At 73.0% G+C, this 17,472-nt stretch carries 15 protein-coding genes; 11 read left to right on the forward strand and 4 right to left on the reverse strand.

Going from position 1 to position 17,472, the window contains the following annotated elements:
- The first annotated feature begins 33 nt into the window (after window positions 1-33).
- The 4 genes from GCU56_RS00680 (at window position 34) to GCU56_RS00695 (ending at window position 4,254) form a co-directional block, all read left to right on the forward strand.
- A complete protein-coding gene (locus tag GCU56_RS00680; RefSeq protein ID WP_345771560.1) occupies window positions 34-1,659 on the forward strand; it encodes a flavin-containing monooxygenase in 1,626 nt (541 codons plus the stop codon).
- Complete coding sequence (locus tag GCU56_RS24930) at window positions 1,656-2,867, forward strand: cytochrome P450 (protein WP_345771561.1); 1,212 nt, start codon at window positions 1,656-1,658, stop codon at window positions 2,865-2,867. The genes GCU56_RS00680 and GCU56_RS24930 overlap by 4 nt, the downstream gene beginning before the upstream one ends.
- Window positions 2,864-3,442 (forward strand): MarR family transcriptional regulator, encoded by a 579-nt coding sequence (locus GCU56_RS00690; RefSeq protein ID WP_163479579.1) that lies wholly within the window; start codon window positions 2,864-2,866, stop codon window positions 3,440-3,442. Before GCU56_RS24930 ends, GCU56_RS00690 begins: the two co-directional genes overlap by 4 nt.
- 116 nt (window positions 3,443-3,558) lie before the next feature.
- Window positions 3,559-4,254 carry a GntR family transcriptional regulator gene (locus tag GCU56_RS00695; protein WP_345771562.1) on the forward strand — a complete coding sequence of 232 codons (696 nt, stop codon included), beginning with the start codon at window positions 3,559-3,561 and terminating at the stop codon, window positions 4,252-4,254.
- A 10-nt stretch (window positions 4,255-4,264) separates the two neighbouring features.
- Here GCU56_RS00695 and GCU56_RS00700 read toward each other — a convergent pair whose 3' ends face one another.
- Together GCU56_RS00700 and GCU56_RS00705 are read right to left on the reverse strand one after the other, a co-directional pair.
- Entirely contained in the window at window positions 4,265-5,128 is an 864-nt protein-coding gene (locus tag GCU56_RS00700; protein WP_163479581.1) for an SDR family NAD(P)-dependent oxidoreductase, read from the reverse strand.
- Window positions 5,129-5,189: 61 nt separating this feature from the next.
- Window positions 5,190-6,197 (reverse strand): alcohol dehydrogenase catalytic domain-containing protein, encoded by a 1,008-nt coding sequence (locus tag GCU56_RS00705; RefSeq protein ID WP_163479582.1) that lies wholly within the window; start codon window positions 6,195-6,197, stop codon window positions 5,190-5,192.
- A 250-nt stretch (window positions 6,198-6,447) separates the two neighbouring features.
- Between GCU56_RS00705 and GCU56_RS00710 the strand changes: the two genes are divergently transcribed.
- The 5 genes from GCU56_RS00710 to GCU56_RS00730 all read left to right on the forward strand — a co-directional run bounded on the left by GCU56_RS00710 (window position 6,448) and on the right by GCU56_RS00730 (window position 13,106).
- Window positions 6,448-7,560 carry an NDMA-dependent alcohol dehydrogenase gene (locus GCU56_RS00710; protein WP_163479583.1) on the forward strand — a complete coding sequence of 371 codons (1,113 nt, stop codon included), beginning with the start codon at window positions 6,448-6,450 and terminating at the stop codon, window positions 7,558-7,560.
- A 258-nt stretch (window positions 7,561-7,818) separates the two neighbouring features.
- Window positions 7,819-8,937, forward strand: coding sequence for an NDMA-dependent alcohol dehydrogenase (locus GCU56_RS00715; RefSeq protein WP_163479584.1), 1,119 nt, complete (start codon window positions 7,819-7,821; stop codon window positions 8,935-8,937).
- 239 nt (window positions 8,938-9,176) lie between these two features.
- A complete protein-coding gene (locus GCU56_RS00720) occupies window positions 9,177-10,370 on the forward strand; it encodes a sugar ABC transporter substrate-binding protein (RefSeq protein ID WP_163479585.1) in 1,194 nt (397 codons plus the stop codon).
- 2 nt (window positions 10,371-10,372) lie between these two features.
- On the forward strand, window positions 10,373-12,031 hold the full coding sequence (locus tag GCU56_RS00725) for a sugar ABC transporter ATP-binding protein (RefSeq protein ID WP_163479586.1): 1,659 nt from the start codon (window positions 10,373-10,375) through the stop codon (window positions 12,029-12,031).
- Window positions 12,032-12,086: 55 nt separating this feature from the next.
- Entirely contained in the window at window positions 12,087-13,106 is a 1,020-nt protein-coding gene (locus GCU56_RS00730) for an ABC transporter permease (RefSeq protein ID WP_163479587.1), read from the forward strand.
- A 3-nt stretch (window positions 13,107-13,109) separates the two neighbouring features.
- On the opposite strand, the gene GCU56_RS00735 is transcribed toward GCU56_RS00730, so the two are convergent.
- Both GCU56_RS00735 and GCU56_RS00740 read right to left on the reverse strand, forming a co-directional pair.
- The gene (locus tag GCU56_RS00735) at window positions 13,110-13,619 is read right to left on the reverse strand and encodes a MarR family winged helix-turn-helix transcriptional regulator (RefSeq protein ID WP_163479588.1); all 510 of its coding nucleotides are present in this window, start codon (window positions 13,617-13,619) and stop codon (window positions 13,110-13,112) included.
- A 127-nt stretch (window positions 13,620-13,746) separates the two neighbouring features.
- Window positions 13,747-15,246, reverse strand: coding sequence for an aldehyde dehydrogenase family protein (locus GCU56_RS00740; RefSeq protein ID WP_163479589.1), 1,500 nt, complete (start codon window positions 15,244-15,246; stop codon window positions 13,747-13,749).
- A 356-nt stretch (window positions 15,247-15,602) separates the two neighbouring features.
- Here GCU56_RS00740 and GCU56_RS00745 point away from each other — a divergent pair, with 356 nt between their 5' ends.
- Together GCU56_RS00745 and GCU56_RS00750 are read left to right on the forward strand one after the other, a co-directional pair.
- Window positions 15,603-16,481, forward strand: coding sequence for a thiamine pyrophosphate-dependent enzyme (locus GCU56_RS00745; RefSeq protein WP_204331239.1), 879 nt, complete (start codon window positions 15,603-15,605; stop codon window positions 16,479-16,481).
- Window positions 16,481-17,461 carry a transketolase family protein gene (locus GCU56_RS00750; RefSeq protein ID WP_163479591.1) on the forward strand — a complete coding sequence of 327 codons (981 nt, stop codon included), beginning with the start codon at window positions 16,481-16,483 and terminating at the stop codon, window positions 17,459-17,461. The genes GCU56_RS00745 and GCU56_RS00750 overlap by 1 nt, the downstream gene beginning before the upstream one ends.
- The last annotated feature ends 11 nt before the right edge of the window (window positions 17,462-17,472 follow it).

Below are 17,472 nucleotides of genomic sequence, written 5' to 3' on the forward strand. Positions count from 1 at the left end.
TCGTCCCACCGATTCCCGGACCGAGGAGACCCCGTGCCCACCGACGACCGCCCCGAGTACGACGTCGTGATCGTCGGCGCCGGCCTCGCCGGGCTCTACATGCTGCACCGCGTCCGCGGCCTGGGCCTGAGCGTCCGGGTCTACGAGGCCGGCGACGGCGTCGGCGGCACCTGGTACTGGAACCGCTACCCCGGTGCCCGGTGCGACGTGCCGAGCCTGGAGTACTCCTACTCCTTCGACCCCCAGCTCGAGCAGGAGTGGGAGTGGTCGGAGCGCTACGCGACGCAGCCGGAGATCCTGCGCTACATCGAGCACGTCGCCGACCGGTACGACCTCCGCCGGGACATCACCCTCGGCACCCGCGTCGAGTCCGTCATCCGGGACGACGAGGCCAACCGCTGGGCGGTGACCACCGACGCGGGGGAGGAGGTCTGGGCCACCTTCGTCATCACCGCGGCCGGCTGCCTGTCGGCCCCGAAGCCGCCGGAGATCGGCGGCCTGGACTCCTTCGCCGGCACCCTGGTCTCGACCAGCGCCTGGCCGGCCGACGGCGTGGACCTGGCCGGCAAGCGCGTCGGCGTCATCGGCACCGGCTCGTCGGGCATCCAGTCGATCCCGCTGATCGCCGAGCAGGCGGCGTCGCTGACGGTCTTCCAGCGCACGCCCAACTACAGCCTCCCGGCCCACAACGCGCCGCTCGACCCCGCCGTCCAGCGGGACTGGAAGGCCCGGTACCGCGAGCACCGCGCGGCGGTGCTGCAGGCCCGCACCGGCATCCTCGTCGAGCGCGGCACCCGGTCGGCCCTCGAGGTCGACCCCGACGAGCGCAGCGCGCGGTACGCCCAGTGCTGGGACTCCGGGCTGTTCGCCTGCATCCCGGCGTCCTACACCGACATCATCACCGACCTCGACGCCAACGAGACCGCCGCGGAGTTCGTCCGCGGCCGGATCCGGGAGATCGTCCGCGACCCCGACGTCGCCGAGGCGCTGACCCCGCGCGGGTACCCGTTCGGCACGAAGCGGATCTGCCTGGACACCGGGTACTACGACACGTTCAACCAGGAGCACGTGACGCTGGTCGACCTGCGGCGGACGCCGCTGGTGGCGGTCACCCCCGAGGGGGTGCAGACCACCGAGGAGGAGTTCGGGCTCGACGTCCTCGTCCTGGCCACCGGCTTCGACGCCGTCACCGGCCCGCTGCTGCGGATGGACATCCGCGGCCGGGACGGTGTGCACCTGCGCGACGCCTGGGCCGGCGGGCCGCACAGCTACCTCGGCCTCCAGGTCGCCGGCTTCCCGAACCTGTTCACCATCACCGGGCCGGGCAGCCCCTCGGTGGTCAGCAACGTCGTCGTCTCCATCGAGCAGCACGTCGACTGGATCGCCGAGTGCCTGCGGTACCTGCGCGAGCACGGCGTCGCGGCGATCGAGCCCGACGCCGACGCCGAGGCGGCCTGGGCGCAGCACGTGCACGACGTGGCCGCGGCGACGCTGTACCCGCAGGCGCCGTCGTGGTTCGTCGGGGCCAACGTGCCCGGCAAGCCGCGGGTGTTCATGCCCTACCTGGGCGGGGTGCCGGCCTACCGACAGAAGTGCGCGGAGGTGGTCGAGGCCGGGTACGAGGGCTTCGTGCTCCACCGGCCGGCGGTGCACGCGTGAGCATCCCCGACCTCGACGTGGTCGCCACCGCGCCCGACAGCGACCTCGACCCGTTCTCCGAGGAGAGCCTCGCCGACCCGGTGCCGTGGCAGACGGCGCTGCGCGAGCAGGCCCCGGTGGTCCGGCTGACCCGCTACGGCGCCTACGTGCTCACCCGGCACGCCGACGTCAAGGCCGCCCTCCGCAACTGGGCGGAGTTCGAGTCCGGCGCCGGCACGGGGCTGCAGAACTACCGCACCGAGCCGCCGTGGCGCCCCCGGAGCCTGCTGCTCGAGACCGATCCGCCGGAGCACACCCACTACCGGGGCGCGGTCAACCCGCTGCTCCTGCCCAAGGCGCTGGCCGGCCTGCGACCCCGGCTCGACGCCGCCGCGCACGGGCTGCTGGACCGGCTGCTGCCCCTGCGCGACGTCGACGCCGTGGCCGACCTCGCCGAGCCCTACGTCGTCGAGGTCTTCGGGGACGCCGTCGGGCTCCCGGCGGAGGGGCGCGAACACCTGCTGCCCTACGGCCACGGCATCTTCAACAGCTTCGGCCCGCTCAACGACCTGTTCCGCCGGACGCAGGCCGCGGCCGCCCCCGCGACCGAGTGGGTGCTGGCGAAGTGCCGCCGGGAGGAGCTGTCCGACGACGGCCTGGGCGCGGCGGTCTGGGCCCTCACCGACGACGGCACGGTCACCGAGCAGGAGGCACCCGTCCTGGTCCGCTCGCTGCTCGGCGCCGGCCTGGACTCGACGGTCACCGGCATCGCCGCCGCCGTCCAGTGCCTGGCCGCCAACCCCGCCGAGTGGGAGCTGCTGCGCGCCGACCCGGGGCTGGCCCGGCACGCGTTCGAGGAGGTCCTGCGCTACGAGTCGCCGGTGCAGAACATCTTCCGGACGACGACCCAGGACGTCGTGGTGTCCGGCACCGGCATCCCCGCGGGGCAGAAGGTGATGCTGCTGCTGGCCGCGGCCAACGCCGACCCCCGGCAGTACGACGACCCCCTGGCCTTCCGCGTCCAGCGGCGCGGGCACGGCCAGCTGGACCTGGGCCTGGGCATCCACCAGTGCATCGGCATGCACCTGGCCCGCATGGAGGGCGAGGCGGTGCTGCGGTCGCTGGCCGAACGGGTCGGCGAGCTGCGGCTCCGCGGTGCGGGCCGGCGGAAGCTGAACAACTCGCTGCGCGGCTGGGCCAGCGTGCCGGTCACCCTGGACCCCGCGTGAGCGCCGTCCCGGGGGTGCCGGAGCCGGCCGGGCCCGTGCGCCGCCGCCCGATCACGCCGCGCATCGACCGCGACCGGTACGCGCCCTACTACCTCACCGTCATCGCCAACGCGATCTCCTCGTCGGCCTCCCAGGTGTACCTGCGCGAGTTCGGGATCGGGGTCAACGACTGGCGGGTGGTCTCCCACCTGGGCATGGACCCCGGCTGCACGGCGCAGGTGCTCAGCAACGTGCTCCGCGTGGACAAGTCGGTGGTCAGCCGCAGCGTCAAGACGCTGGTGGACCGGGGACTGGTGGCCGTGGAGACCACGCCGGGGTTCCGCCGTCTCTACCTCACCGGGCGGGGCGCCCAGCTGCACAAGGACATGGTGCCGGTCGCCCTGCAGCGGGAGCGGCTGCTGCTGGCGGGGCTGGACACCGACGAGGTGGAGCAGCTGCTGGGGCTGCTCCGGCGGCTGCACGCCAACCTGCCCGCGCTGGTCGCCTACGACCCACGCCGGCCGGCGGAGGGCCGGGACGGCGATCCCGATCCGGCCGGCGAGCGGCACGCCGGGAGTCTCTCCCCGGCGAGGTGACCCGGCCGCGCGCCCTGCCCGGTGCGGGGGCCGCGGATCGTCGAGAGGCCGGTCAGCACGCCGCCGGCGGTCGCGGTGCCAGAATGCACCGACGTCCGACGACGAGAGGGCCGCCCGTGACCGAGCAGAGCGGCCAGCGCCTGTCCGGGACCGTGAGCGTCCTCGACACCCTGCGCGGCGCGATCGTGCGCGGCGAGCTCCACCCCGGCGAACGGCTGGTCGAGAACGACCTGGCGCGCCGGTACGGCACCTCCCGTGGCGCGGTCCGCGAGGCCCTGGTCCTGCTGGACAACGAGGGGCTGGTCTCGCGGGAGCGCAACCGCGGCGCCTCGGTGCGCCCGGTGTCGCTCGAGGAGGCCATCGAGATCACCGAGGTGCGCGCGGCCCTCGAGGGCCTGTGCGCGGCGCGGGCCGCCGGAGCCGCCACCCGCGCCGAGCGCGCCGGCCTGCGGGCCATCGGCCGGGACATGGCCGCGGCGGTCGAGGCCGGCGACGTGCTGGGCTACAGCGCCACCAACCAGCGGGTGCACGCGCGGATCCGTGAGCTGGCCGCCCAGCACACGGTGGCGGCGATCCTCGACCGGCTGCGGTTCCAGAGCGTCCGCTACCAGTTCCAGGTCGCCCTCCTGCCGGGCCGGCCGGGCCAGGGGCTGCGCGAGCACCTCGCGGTCATCGAGGCGGTGGCCGCCGGGAACGCCGACGCGGCCGAGCAGGCCATGCGCGCGCACCTGCAGAGCGTCATCGGCGTCCTCCGCACGCTCGCCGCCGGTGCTCCGCCCGCCGTCCCCGTGGTCCCGGTCGCCGTCGGCTGAGCCCCGGGGACTACCGGCGGGCTCCCGGGAGGGGGCGGGCCGGCCCACCGACGGCGCCGGCCAGGATGGCCTCGGTGCGCGCCGACACGAGGTGGTCCCAGTCGTGGTCGGTGAGCAGGTAGCGGGCGTCGCGTCGCACCGCGTCGACGAGCAGGTCGGCCACCTCCGACGGCGGCATGCCCTCCGACAGCGCCGCGTGCATCTGCTCGCGCAGCTGCGCACCCTCGCGGGCGCCCTCGGTCTCGACCTCGTTGCGGAGGTCCTCGGGCCGGTTGCGGCTGCCGTGGAACAGGTTGGTCGCGATGATCCCCGGGCAGAGCGCGGTGACGCCGACGGAGGCGCCCCGCGCGGCGAGGTCCGAGGCCAGCACCTCGGTCAGGGCGAGCACCGCCTGCTTGGTGATCCCGTACATGTTCGACGCGCTCACCACCGACGTCATCGAGCAGGTGTTGACCACGTGCGCCGGCTCCCCGTGCGCCAGCATGCCCGGCAGGAACGCCCGGATGCCGTGGACGACGCTCCAGTAGTTCACGTCGAAGGTCCACGACCAGTCCTTGTCGGTGGCCTCCCAGATGGCGCCGTCCAGGTAGCCCTCGACCCCAGCGTTGTTGCACAGGAGGTGGACGGCGCCGAAGCGGTCGGTCGCGGCCCGGGCCAGCGCGGTCACCGCGGCGGGGTCGGAGACGTCGGTGCGGACGCCGAGCGCCTGCGTGCCGGCGTCGGACAGCTCGGCCACGGTGCGGTCCAGCGCGTCCTGCTGGATGTCGGCGGCCACCACGTGCATGCCCTCGGCGGCGAAGCGGAGGGCGAAGGCCCGGCCCATCCCGCTGCCCGCGCCGGTGACCACGGCCACCCGGCCGGCGAACTGGTCCACGTCGGTCGTTCCCTTCGTCAGCGGGGCAGCTCCAGCGGGTGCCGGCGCTGCGGTGGGCGGGTCAGGCGCCCGGCAGCGTGAGGACCCGGACCAGCTCGCCAGGCGTGCGCAGGCGCACGAGGGCGTCCGGCGTGTCGTCGAGTCCGACCCGCTCGGTGATCAGGTCGCCGGCCGCGATGCGGCCGGTCACCACAGCCCGGACGGCGGCGTCGAACTGGGGCCGGGCGAAGGCGCAGCTGCCGACCAGGCGCAGTCCGGCGCCGACCAGCCCGACCAGCGGGACGGACGCGGACCCCTCCGCGAGCGCCACCTCCACGCAGGTGCCCCCCGAGCCGAGCACCGACAGGGCCTCCTCGACGGCGCCGGGGGCGGCGGAGCACTCCAGCACCGCGTCGAACGGGCGGCCGGTGGCGGCGACGTGGTCGGCCACGCTGGTCTCCCGGGTGTCGATGACGACGTCGGCTCCCGCCGCGCGCGCGGCGGCGCGCCGGCCGGCCGAGCGCCCGGCCCCGACGACGAGGTCCACCCCGGCCGCCTTCAGCGCCATGACGCAGTTGAGCCCGATCGTGCCGACGCCGTAGACGAGGGCGGCGTCGCCCGGACCCACGCCGGCCAGCTCCACGGCGTGCAGGGCGACCGCCAGCGGCTCGGCGTGCGCGCCGAGCTCCACCGGTACGTCGTCGGGCAGCGCCACCAGCTGGGCGGCGGGGACGGCGGCGTACTCGGCGAACCCGCCCGGTGCGGTGATGCCGATGTTGGGGAGGCCGGCGCAGCGGAAGGGCAGGCCGCGGCGGCACTCGCGGCACGCGCCGCAGGAGCCCAGCGGGTCGACCGCGACCGCCTGGCCGACCCGCCACCCGGTGACCCCGGCCCCGATCTCGACCACCCGGCCGCCGAACTCGTGGCCGAGCACCTGTCCCTCGACCGTGTGGCCGCGCTCGATCGCGTGCACGTCGGAACCGCACAGACCGCAGGCGGCCACCTCGACGACGACCCCGTCGGCCGCCGAGACCGGATCGGGCACCTCGGCCACCTCGGTGCCGCCGGGGACGCAGACGACCGCCCTCACCGGCAGGGGGTCGCTTCGCGCTGCGGCATGGGACAGCTCCCTGGGGACCGGCCGGCGACGTCGCCGGGCACCGCGGGGCAACGTAACGACGGCCGGATCGGGGTGTCAACGATCCTGTCGACACCTTCCGGCAGGCAGATGCCCGTGCCGCCGCCGGGCCCGTGGGTGTGACCCTCGTCCCACCGCGCTCCGCCCGACGACGCATACTCCGGTGCCGGTGGGACCACATCCCCGATCGAGGAGGTACGGCGTGAAGACGCAGGCAGCGGTGCTGTGGGAGTACGGCCAGGACTGGCAGGTGGAGGAACTCGAGCTCGACGACCCGCAGCACGGGGAGGTGCTGGTCAAGCTGACCGCGTCGGGTCTGTGCCACTCCGACGAGCACATCCGGGTCGGCGACCTGCCCATGGCGGGGCTGCCGGTGATCGGCGGCCACGAGGGGGCCGGGATCGTGGAGAAGGCGGGCCCCGGCGTGACCAAGGTGAAGGAGGGCGACCACGTCGTCCTGAGCTTCATCCCCGCCTGCGGCGACTGCTCGTGGTGCGCCACCGGGCACCAGAACCTCTGCGACAAGGGCGCCGGGATCAACGTCGGCCTCCAGCAGGACGGCACCGCCCGCCACCACGTCCGTGGTCAGGACGCCCGGCTGATGTGCATGCTCGGCACGTTCTCCCCGTACACCGTCGTCAACCAGGACTCGGTCGTCCGGATCGAGGACGACATCCCGCTGGACAAGGCCGCGCTCGTCGGCTGCGGCGTGACCACCGGCTGGGGGACGGCCGTCTACGGCGCCCAGGTCAAGGCCGGGGACACCGTCGTCGTCTTCGGCATCGGCGGCGTCGGGGCCAACGCGCTGCAGGGCGCCAAGGCGGCCGGGGCGACGCGGATCGTCGCCGTCGACCCGGCGCCCTACAACCGCGAGAAGGCCACCACCTACGGCGCCACCCACACCTTCGCCACGACGGCCGAGGCGGCCGAGGCGGTCGCCGACCTCACCTGGGGCCGGATGGCGGAGTCGGCGATCATCACCATCGACGTCGTGACGCCGACGATCATCGCCGACGCGATGTCGGTCGTGGGCAAGCTCGGCCGGGTGGCACTGACGTCGCTGGGCTCGGTCGCGCTCCGCGACATCCAGCTGCCGGTGTTCGAGCTGACCGCGTGGCAGAAGCAGGTCGTCGGCTGCCTGTTCGGCAACGCCAACCCGCGGGCGGACATCCCGAAGCTGCTCAGCCTCTACCGCCAGGGCGACCTCGTCCTCGACGAGCTGGTCACCCAGACGTACGCGCTCGACCAGGTCAACGAGGGCTACGACGCCATGCGCCAGCACCGCGCCATCCGCGGGATGATCATGTTCGACTGAGCCGGCCGTCCGGCGCCGGCCGAGCCCGGCGCCGGGCACCGTCCCCGCGGCGGGGGACCGAGGCGGCAGTTGACAATGCAACCGGCCGCGCGGAGGGTGGGACGGCCCGAGCGTCGTGATGCCCGTCACGGGCCAGGCGACGCCCCCGGGCGTGCCCACCCCCGCCCGGCTGCCGTCCCGCCGGGCCGGCGCACCACCTGACCCAGGGTCCGCGCCGTCCGGCGCCGGGACCCCACGCGCACACAGCTGGGAGCTGACATGAGGACGAGGGCTGCGATCATCCGGGAGACGGGCCAGCCGTGGGAGGTGACGGAGCTCGAGCTCGACGAGCCGCAGGAGACCGAGGTCCGGATCCGCTTCGAGGTCTCGGGCATGTGCCACTCCGACGAGCACCTCCGCACCGGTGACTCCTACGCGCTGCTGCCCATGGTGGGCGGCCACGAGGGCGCGGGCGTGGTCGAGGCGGTCGGCTCGCGGGTCAGCCGGGTGGCGGTCGGGGACCACGTCGTCTGCTCGTTCATCCCTGTCTGTGGCGTGTGCCGCTACTGCTCGACCGGGCGGCAGAACCTGTGCGACCGGGGCGCGGAGATGGCGACCGGCCGGCTGGCCGACGGGGGCTTCCGCTTCCACGACGACGACGGCACCGGGATGGGCGGCTTCGCCATGCTCGGCACGTTCGCCCGCCACGCGGTCGTCGACCAGGCCTCCTGCGTGCGCATCGACGAGGACATCCCGTTCGAGGTGGCGGCGCTGGTCGGCTGCGGCGTCCCGACCGGCTGGGGCGCGTCGGTGAACGTGGCCAAGGTGGGTGCCGGCGACACGGTGGTCGTCTTCGGTGCCGGGGGCGTGGGCATGAACGCCATCCAGGGGGCGGCCTACGCCGGCGCCAAGAACCTCGTCGTCGTCGACCCGGTCGCGTTCAAGCGGGAGAAGGCCCAGGAGTTCGGGGCGACCCACGTCTTCGCCGACGCCGGGGAGGCGCAGGAGGCGGTCGTCGAGCTGACCCGCGGCCAGCTGGCCGACCACGCCGTGGTGACCGTCGGGGTGCTCAGCGCCGAGGTGGTCGAGCAGGCCGCCGCCATCGTCGGCAAGGGCTGCCAGATCACCCTCACCTCGGTCGGCAACAAGGACGACGTGCAGATCCGGCTCAAGGCCAACGGCCAGGTCGTCGGGTACCAGCGCAACATCCAGGGCCACATCTTCGGGATGAGCAACCCGCTCTACGACATCCCGCGGCTGCTCGGGCTCTACCGGGCCGGGCGGGTCAAGCTCGACGAGCTCATCACCCGGGAGTACACCCTCGACGAGGTCAACCAGGGCTACCAGGACCTCGACGACGGCAAGCTCATCCGCGGCATCATCCGGCACGGGGGCTGAGCCCGGCGCAGGTCACGGATCGGCAACTGTCGACCACGTTGTTGACAATCCGGAGGCGCGCCAGCGATGCTGCCGCCACCGTGACCTGCGTCACAGTCCACCCCGGCCGGACGGCGATCCCGTCCCGACGCCGCGGCGCCTGATCCGCGCAGAGCCGCTCACGCACTCCCAGCTCCAGGCCGCCGCCGTCCGTGCGCGGCGTGTCCCCAGCCAGCGCCCAGTGAGGGAAGCGCCCCATGATGACCAGGCCCAGAGGGATCCGCCGGACCGTGCTGCGGGCACGGCCACTGGTGGCGGCGGCCGCCGTCGGACTGGCTCTGGCCACGGCCGCCTGCGGCTCGGACTCCGGCGGAGGCGGCGGTGGCGGCGGGGGCGGCGGGGGAGGCGGAGGGCCGACCGCCGAGCAGCTGGAGGAGATCCAGCAGCTGGTCGACGCGGCGCAGGAGGTGCCGACCTACGAGGACCCGGGGCCGCCGGTCGACCTGTCGTCCCTGGCCGGCAAGAAGGTGATGGTCATCCCGACGGCCAGCCAGCTGCCGGTGTGCGACCAGATCGGCAAGGACATCGCCGAGCTGGCCGAGGAGGTCGGCATGACCGGCACCTACTTCGAGAACAGCGGCGGCCCGCAGGGCTGGATCCCGGGCATGCAGCAGGCGGTCAGCCAGGACTACGACGCCATCGTGCTGGTCTGCGGCATCGACCCGAACCTGATCACGCCGCAGGTCCAGGCCGCCACGGACGCCGGGATCGCGGTCATCGACTCCGGGCTGTTCGACACCGAGGACGGCGGCACCGACCCGCTGGTCACCGCGCAGACCAACATCCCCAACGCCGAGTCGATCCGCCGGTCGGTCGACGTGGCCTTCCTCGACAACGGCGAGGAGCCCTTCGACGTGGTCATGGTGACCTCCGACGAGGTCCCGGCCGGCGTGAAGATGGAGGAGGCGGTCCGGGACGAGTTCGCCACCTACTGCCCGGGCTGCAACATCCAGAAGGTCAACGTCGCCATCCCCGACTGGGGGACCAAGATCCAGGGCGAGGTCAGCTCGGCGCTGCTGGCCAACCCGGACATCAAGGCCGTCATCCCCATCTTCGACGGCATGGTGCCCCCGGCCGGCGCGGCGGTGACCGCCTCCGGCCGGGACGACGTCTTCCTCTACGGCTGCTACGGCGGCACCCCCGCCTACATCTCCGAGATGGGCGAGTCGATCCCGATGCACTCCAACACCGGGCCGACCCACCTCTGGCGGGCCTACGCGACGTCGGACCAGATGTTCCGGGTGCTCACCGGCGGCGAGGCGCTGGACCCCAACGACGCCTTCGACCCCCACCGGCTGTGGACGCTGGACAACAAGGACGACGTCCAGGGTGAGAACGACGGCTTCGGCACCGAGTTCGTCGAGGGCTACCGGGCGCTGTGGGGCCTGAGCTGACCATGTCGGACACCAGCTCCCCCGGGGGGGCCGCCGTCCCCCCGGGGGAGCCTCCGCCCCGGACCGCGCCCCCCGCGCTCGAGCTGCGCTCCATCACCCAGCACTTCGGCAGCTTCCGCGCGCTCCGCGACGTCGACTTCCGGGTCGAGGCCGGCGAGGTCGTGGGCCTGCTCGGGGAGAACGGCTGCGGGAAGTCCACCCTCGTCAAGGTGCTCGCCGGCGTGAACACCCCCGACGCGGGCGGCGAGCTCACCATCGACGGCCGGCCGGTGCCCCTGCCGCTGTCCGCCGGCCAGTTCCGCGACCTGGGCCTGAGCTTCGTGCACCAGGACCTCGGGCTGGCCCGCACGCTCACCGTCACGGAGAACCTGATGGTGGGCGAGGCCGGGGCCGCGGCCTCCCGCAAGCCGATCAACTGGCGGTCGCAGCGGCGGCGCACCCGCGCGCTGCTGCAGTCCTACAACGTCGACGTCGACCCCGACCTGCCGATCAACCAGCTGCCGCCGGTCGGGCAGGCCCTGGTGGCGATCGTCCGCGCGGCCGAGGAGCTCAAGGCCTACCGCGCGCGGGGGGACGTGGGGCACTCGATCCTGTTCCTCGACGAGCCGACGGTGTTCCTGCCCGAGGACCAGGTCGAGTTCCTCTTCGAGCTGATCCGCACGGTGGTGGCCGGCGGGGCCAGCGTCGTCTTCATCTCCCACGACCTGGCGGCCGTGCGGGCCATCTGTGACCGCGTGGTCGTCCTGCGGGACGGCCAGGTGGCCGGCGAGGCGCGCATCGGTGAGGTCGACGACCGGCAGCTGGTCGAGATGATCGTCGGCCCGGTGGGCGGCAAGCTGGTCGGCCAGGCCCAGCGCCGTGCCCCCGGCGACGACCTCGGCGACGCCCCGCCACGGTGCACGGTCCAGGGACTGCGCGGCGGCCGGGCCACCGGCATCTCCTTCGCCGTCCGCCCCACCGAGATCGTCGGCCTGGCCGGCCTGCTCGGCTCCGGCGCCGAGGACGTGCCCTACCTGCTGTTCGGGGCGCGGAAGGCGACGGCCGGGCGCATGACCCTGGACGACCGGGAGATCGTGCTCCCGGTGCTGGACCCCACGACGGCCGTCCGCCAGCAGGTGGCCATGGTGCCCGCCGACCGCCGCCGCGACGGGATCGCGCCGTCCCTGTCGGTGGGGGAGAACGCGACGATCCTGGTCAACGACGAGTACACGCAGGCGGGCCGGCTGCAGGGCGGCCGCCTGCGCGAGCTGGTCCGCCGCCAGCTCGAGCGGTTCGACGTCCGGCCGCGCAACGGCAACGCGCTCATGGGCACGCTGTCGGGGGGCAACGCGCAGAAGGTCGTCATGGCCAAGTGGCTGGAGATCAACCCGCGACTGCTGCTGCTGCACGAGCCGACCCAGGGCGTCGACGTCGCCGCCCGCGCCGAGATCTACCGGCTGATCCGGGAGGCCTCGACCGGTGGGATGGCGACCGTCTGGGTGTCCAGCGACTTCGAGGAGCTCGCCACCGTCTGCGACCGCGTGCTCGTCGTCGCGGACGGCGAGGTCCGCGCCGAGCTGACCGGTGACGAGGTGACCGACGAGGCGATCAGCTCGGCGGTCTACCACCACACGACCGACGCGGCCGCTGTGCTCGCCGACGAGGTCCCGACCGCCTCCTGACCGGCGTCCCGGTCTGCCCTCCCTACCCGCCCGCTCGCGAACCAGGGGAACCACCATGTCGACGACCGAGCTCCAGACCGGGGCGGCCGACCAGGGCGCCGGCCCGGAAAAGCCGCCCACCCCCCACGGCGGCGGCGGCTTCGCCGTGTGGGCCGAGCGGCTGGCGCTGCCGGTCGCCTGGCTCGTGCTCGTCGTGATCTACGGCGCCCTGCGGCCGGACACGTTCCTCACCTGGCAGAACGTCAGCAACATCATCGCCTCGCAGGTCGTGCTGCTGGTCCTGGCCTTCGCCGCGCTGATGCCCTCGTTCGTCGGCGACTTCGACCTGTCGCTGGGCGGCATCCTCGGCCTGACCGCGATGGTCGCCGGCGTGCTCAACATCCAGCAGGAGATGAACATCTGGCTGGCCTGCGCGATCGGTGTCGGGGCCGCCGTGGTGGCCGGCGCGCTCAACGGCCTGTTCGTCGTCTACTTCGACACCGACCCGCTGATCATCACCCTCGGCATGGGGACGGTGTTCACCGGCGCGATCTTCTACCTGTCCGGCTCGAACACGATCGTGGGCATCGACCGGGCGCTGTCGGAGGCCACGTTCTCCACCAAGTTCCTCGGCCTGCCGCTGCAGTTCTACTACGCGCTGGTGATCCTGCTGATCGTCTGGTACGTCTCCTCGTTCACCCCGCTGGGCCTGCGGGCGCTGTTCGTCGGGCAGTCGCGGGACGTGGCCAAGCTCAGCGGCATCCGGGTCACCCGGCTGCGCTGGGGCGGCTTCATCCTCGGCGGCTTCATCGCCGGCATCGCCGGGGTGCTGCTGCTGGGGACCACCGGCTCGGCCGACCCGACCGCGAGTGGCGGCTTCCTGCTGCCGGCCTACGCCGCGGTCTTCCTCGGGGCGACGAGCATCAAGCCCGGCCGGTTCAACGCCATCGGGACGGCGATCGCGGTGTTCTTCCTCGCCACCGGCGTCAACGGCCTGCAGCTGCTCGGCGCGCAGAACTACGTGCAGCAGCTGTTCTACGGGGCGGCCCTCGTCATCGCCGTCGTCCTGTCCCGCCAGCTGCGCCGGCGGGCCTGAGCGTCACGCGCTCCCGGCGTCCGGCTCCTCGGGGTCGTCCTCGGCCTGCAGCTCGCGCACGTGGGCGAGGAGCCGGCGCAGCAGGAGGTTGAGCTGGCTCACCTCCTCCGCCGAGAGGTCGGCGAGGATGATGTCCTGGCCGCGCATCGAGATCGGCAGCATCGCGTCGTGCATCTCGGCGCCGGCGGCGGTCAGGAACAGGTGCCGGGACCGGCCGGTGTCCTCCACCTGCACGATGAGCCGGCGCTCGGTGAGCACCCCGACGCTCTTGGAGACGATCGCCTTGTTCATCGCGACGAACTCGGAGATCTCGCTGGCGGTCACGCCCGGCCGGATGCCGATGGCGGAGATGACCCGCCAGTCGTTGGTGCCCAGCCCGAAGTGCTTGTGCAGGGCCCGGGACTCGCGCCACACGAGGCTGTTGGACAGGAGGGACAGCAGGCGGGGGGTGAACTCCTCGCTGTCGATCACGGTCGGCCGGGGTGTGTGGATGGCATCCGGCGGGATCTCCATCGACGAGTCCTCCACCGGGGCTGGGGGCGTGGCCCCGGTTCCTGCGGAACGAGACTCGGGTCGTCGGCGAGCATAACGAGCCGGTTCCGGACCGGCGGGCAGCGCCCGCCGGTCCGGCCGGCGTCGGTCAGGCCGTGGCGTCGGCCTGGGCGGTCTCGTCCGCGGCGTGGGCGATCGAGCGGGTGTCCTGGAAGGCGCGGACGCCCTCGATGCCCTGCTCGCGGCCCATGCCCGAGTGCTTCATGCCGCCGAAGGGGGCGCGCAGGTCCAGCCGCGCGGCACCGTGGTCGTTCACCCAGACGTAGCCGCACTCCAGCTGCCCGCCGAGGCGGGTGGCGGTGTCGGAGTCGGCGGTCCAGACCGACGCGCACAGGCCACCCCAGCTGTCGTTGGCCAGGCGCACCGCCTCGGCGTCGTCGTCGAACGCGATCACCGGGATGACCGGGCCGAACTGCTCCTGGGTGACCACGCGCAGCTGCGGGTCGGGGTCGACCACGATGGCGGGACGCAGGAAGTTGCCGCCGGCGAGGTCGCCCTCGGGCAGCTCGCCGAACTCCAGCACCGTCGCTCCGGCGTCCTTCGCCTCCTCGATGATCTCCGAGACGAACGCCTTCTGCGCGGACTGGTGCAGCGGGCCCATCGTGGTGCCCTCGGCGAGCCCGTGGCCCAGGACGACCTTCTCCAGCCGCGCGGTCAGCCCGGCCACGAGCTCGTCCTTGCGCGACCGGTGCACGTAGAGCCGCTTGGCGTTCATGCAGATCTGACCGGTGCTGTCGTAGATCGCGCCGAACAGGCGGTCGAGGTGGTCGTCGTCGAGGATCGCGTCCTCGCGGATGATCGCGGCGTCGTTGCCGCCCAGCTCGAGGGTGACCCGGGTGAGGCTGCGCGAGGCCATCTCCATGATCCGCTTGCCACCGTTCACGCTGCCGGTGAAGCAGACCTTCGCGACGTCGTCGTTCGAGATCAGGCCGGCCATCTCGCTGTCCCGGCCGGTCACGACGTTCAGCACGCCCGGGGGCAGCTTCTCCGCGACCCGCTGCACCAGACGCGTGGTGGCCAGCGGCGTCGAGGGCGGCGGCTTCACGATCACGGTGTTGCCGGCGAGGAGGGCGTGCGGGAGGGACGCGGCGAGGATCGCGATCGGCCAGTTGAACGGCACGATGATGGTGACCACACCGAGCGGCTGGTAGGCGACGGTGGTCTGGACGGGGATCCCCGGCGCGGGCGGCAGGACCTTGGTCCGGTCCACCTCGTCGGCGAGGGAGAGGGCGAGCTGCCAGCGGATCTCGAAGACCAGGGCATCGACCCACGCCTCGTGGACGATCTTGCCGTTCTCGAGGGACAGGATCCGGGCGTCCTCGTCGCGCTCGTCCGCGAGGCCCTCGATGGCGGCGGCCATGACCGTCGCCCGCTCCGTGGCCGGCAGGGCCGACCACGCCGGGTAGGCCGACTTCGCGGCCGCCACCGCGTCGGCGACGTCCTCCGCCGTGGCCGCGGCGGCGTGGCCGACCACGGTGCCGGGCTTGGCCGGGTCGACGACCTCGAGCGTCTCCGCCGTCGAGCGCGTCTGTCCGCCGATGTAGAGCTCCGTCGTCACCGGAGCCGTCGTGGTCATGGTGTCCGTCATGCAGATCCCCACCTCTCTGTGTGGTCCGTTCCTGCGCGGGCGCCGGGCGGCATCCCGTCCTAGCGTCGGGGGCGGCGTCTCCCGGCGCAGCACGGGACCGCACAGCCGGGGGAGCCTCGTCGTCGCGCGGACCGCTGGGGACGACCGCGCCGGCGACGCCTTCCCGGCGAGTATGAGCGGGCCGCTGTTTACCTGTAAAGATCCCGGCCCAAGGGTGTTTACATGTAAACCCGGTGCCGCTAATGTGGCGTGCGTCACCGGCCGGGCGGACCATCACCTCGGCCGGACGACCCGGGGAGCGCGACGACCGGATCCCACGGTCATCGACACCACAGTCATCAACGAGGAGGCCTGGAGTGCGAGACGACGCGGTCTGGCTGGAGGGCGAACGCCCCTCCGTGGCGGAGCTGGAGGACAGGGCTTTCGAGCTGCGGTCCAAGCTGCTCCACCTGTGCGGCACGTACGAGGGCGCGGTGCACATCGGCGGGGACCTCTCCGCCGCCGACATCTTCACCGCGCTGTTCCACTACGGACTCCGGGTGGACCCGCACGACATCAGCAACCCGCGCCGGGACCGGTTCCTGCTCAGCAAGGGGCACGCGGCGGTGTGCATGTACATCGCCATGTCGATGCGCGGGTTCTTCTCCTACGACGGGATCGTCGAGACCTACGGGAAGCTCGACAGCGCCTACGGCATGCACCCCTGCAAGGTCCAGCTGCCCGGTGTGGAGGCGTCCACCGGCTCGCTCGGCCACGGCCTCCCCCTCGCCGTCGGCATGGCGCTCTCCGCCCGGCACCGCGGCGAGGCCCACCGCGTGGTCTGCCTGCTCGGCGACGGCGAGACCGGCGAGGGCTCGGTCTGGGAGGCCGCGATGGCGGCCCGCAGCAACGAGCTGGGCAACCTGGTCGCCTTCGTCGACCGCAACCGCCAGCTGATGACCAGCCACGCGGAGGAGCGGGTCGCCTTCGAGCCCTATCCCGACAAGTGGCGCGCCTTCGGCTGGGAGGTCGTCGAGACCGACGGCCACGACATGGCCGCCCTCGTCAAGGCCATCGACGACCTGCCGGCCTCCGACAGCGACCGCCCGACCGTGGTCATCTGCGAGACGGTCAAGGGCAAGGGCGTCGACTTCATGGAACGCAACCTCGCCTGGCACGCCGGCTCCCTCGGCGCCGCCGACCTCGAGCGAGCCCTGGCCGCCCTCGAGGCGTCGCGACAGAAGGAGACGGTCTGATGCCGGTCACGTTCACGTTCGGAGAGATGCTGTCGGCCCGGTCGGTGATCGGGACGACCCTGGCCGAGCTCGGGGAGACCCACGACAACCTCTGGGTCCTCACCCCCGACATCGGCGCCACGCTGGTGGAGTTCCGGGACAAGTACCCGGACCGCTTCCTCGACGTGGGCCTGGCCGAGCAGGTGTGCGTCGGCATCGCCGCGGGCCTCGCCTACGACGGCAACATCCCGGTCGTGTCGGGCATGCTGCCCTTCCTCAGCATGCGGGCGCTCGAGCAGATCCGCACGGACGTCTGCTACCCGAACCTGCCGGTGAAGATCATCGGCACGCACGGCGGCCTGGTCGGCAACGGAGGGTCGACGCACTACGCGGTCGAGGACCTCGCGCTCATGAGCGCGCTCACCAACATGACCGTCACCTCGATCGGCGACCCGCTCATGGTGGGCGAGATCCTGCGCCAGTCGATGACCATGCCGGGGCCGATCTACATCCGGCTCGCCGTCGGCAAGAGCGACAAGGTCCTGTACCAACCCGGTGAGCACGACGTGCGGATCGGCAAGGGGATCATCGCCCGCGACGGCACCGACGCCACGATCTTCACGCACGGCACGACGGTGGCGCAGGCGTTGCAGGCGGCCGAGGACCTCGCCGCGGACGGCCGCTCGGTGCGGGTGGTCGACATGTTCACCCTGAAGCCGATCGACGAGGCCCTCATCGCGCAGTGCGCGGACGAGACCCACGGCCGGTTCGTGGTGCTCGAGGACCACCTCGCCTACGGGGGTCTGGCCACCCGGATCGCCGACGTCGTCGCCGACCGCGGCATCCGGCTCAACGCCTTCGAGCGGCTCGGCATCCCCCAGGTGTACGCGGGCTTCGGCGACGACGAGGAGCTGCGCGACAAGCACGGCTACGGCCTCGCGGCGACGGTCGCGGCCACCCGACGGGTGATCGCCCACCCGTCCTGGCCCACCTCCCACTGACCAGCGCCCGA

Source organism: Geodermatophilus sabuli (genome assembly GCF_010686765.1).
In the GTDB taxonomy this organism is placed as follows: Bacteria; Actinomycetota; Actinomycetes; order Mycobacteriales; family Geodermatophilaceae; genus Geodermatophilus; species Geodermatophilus sabuli_A.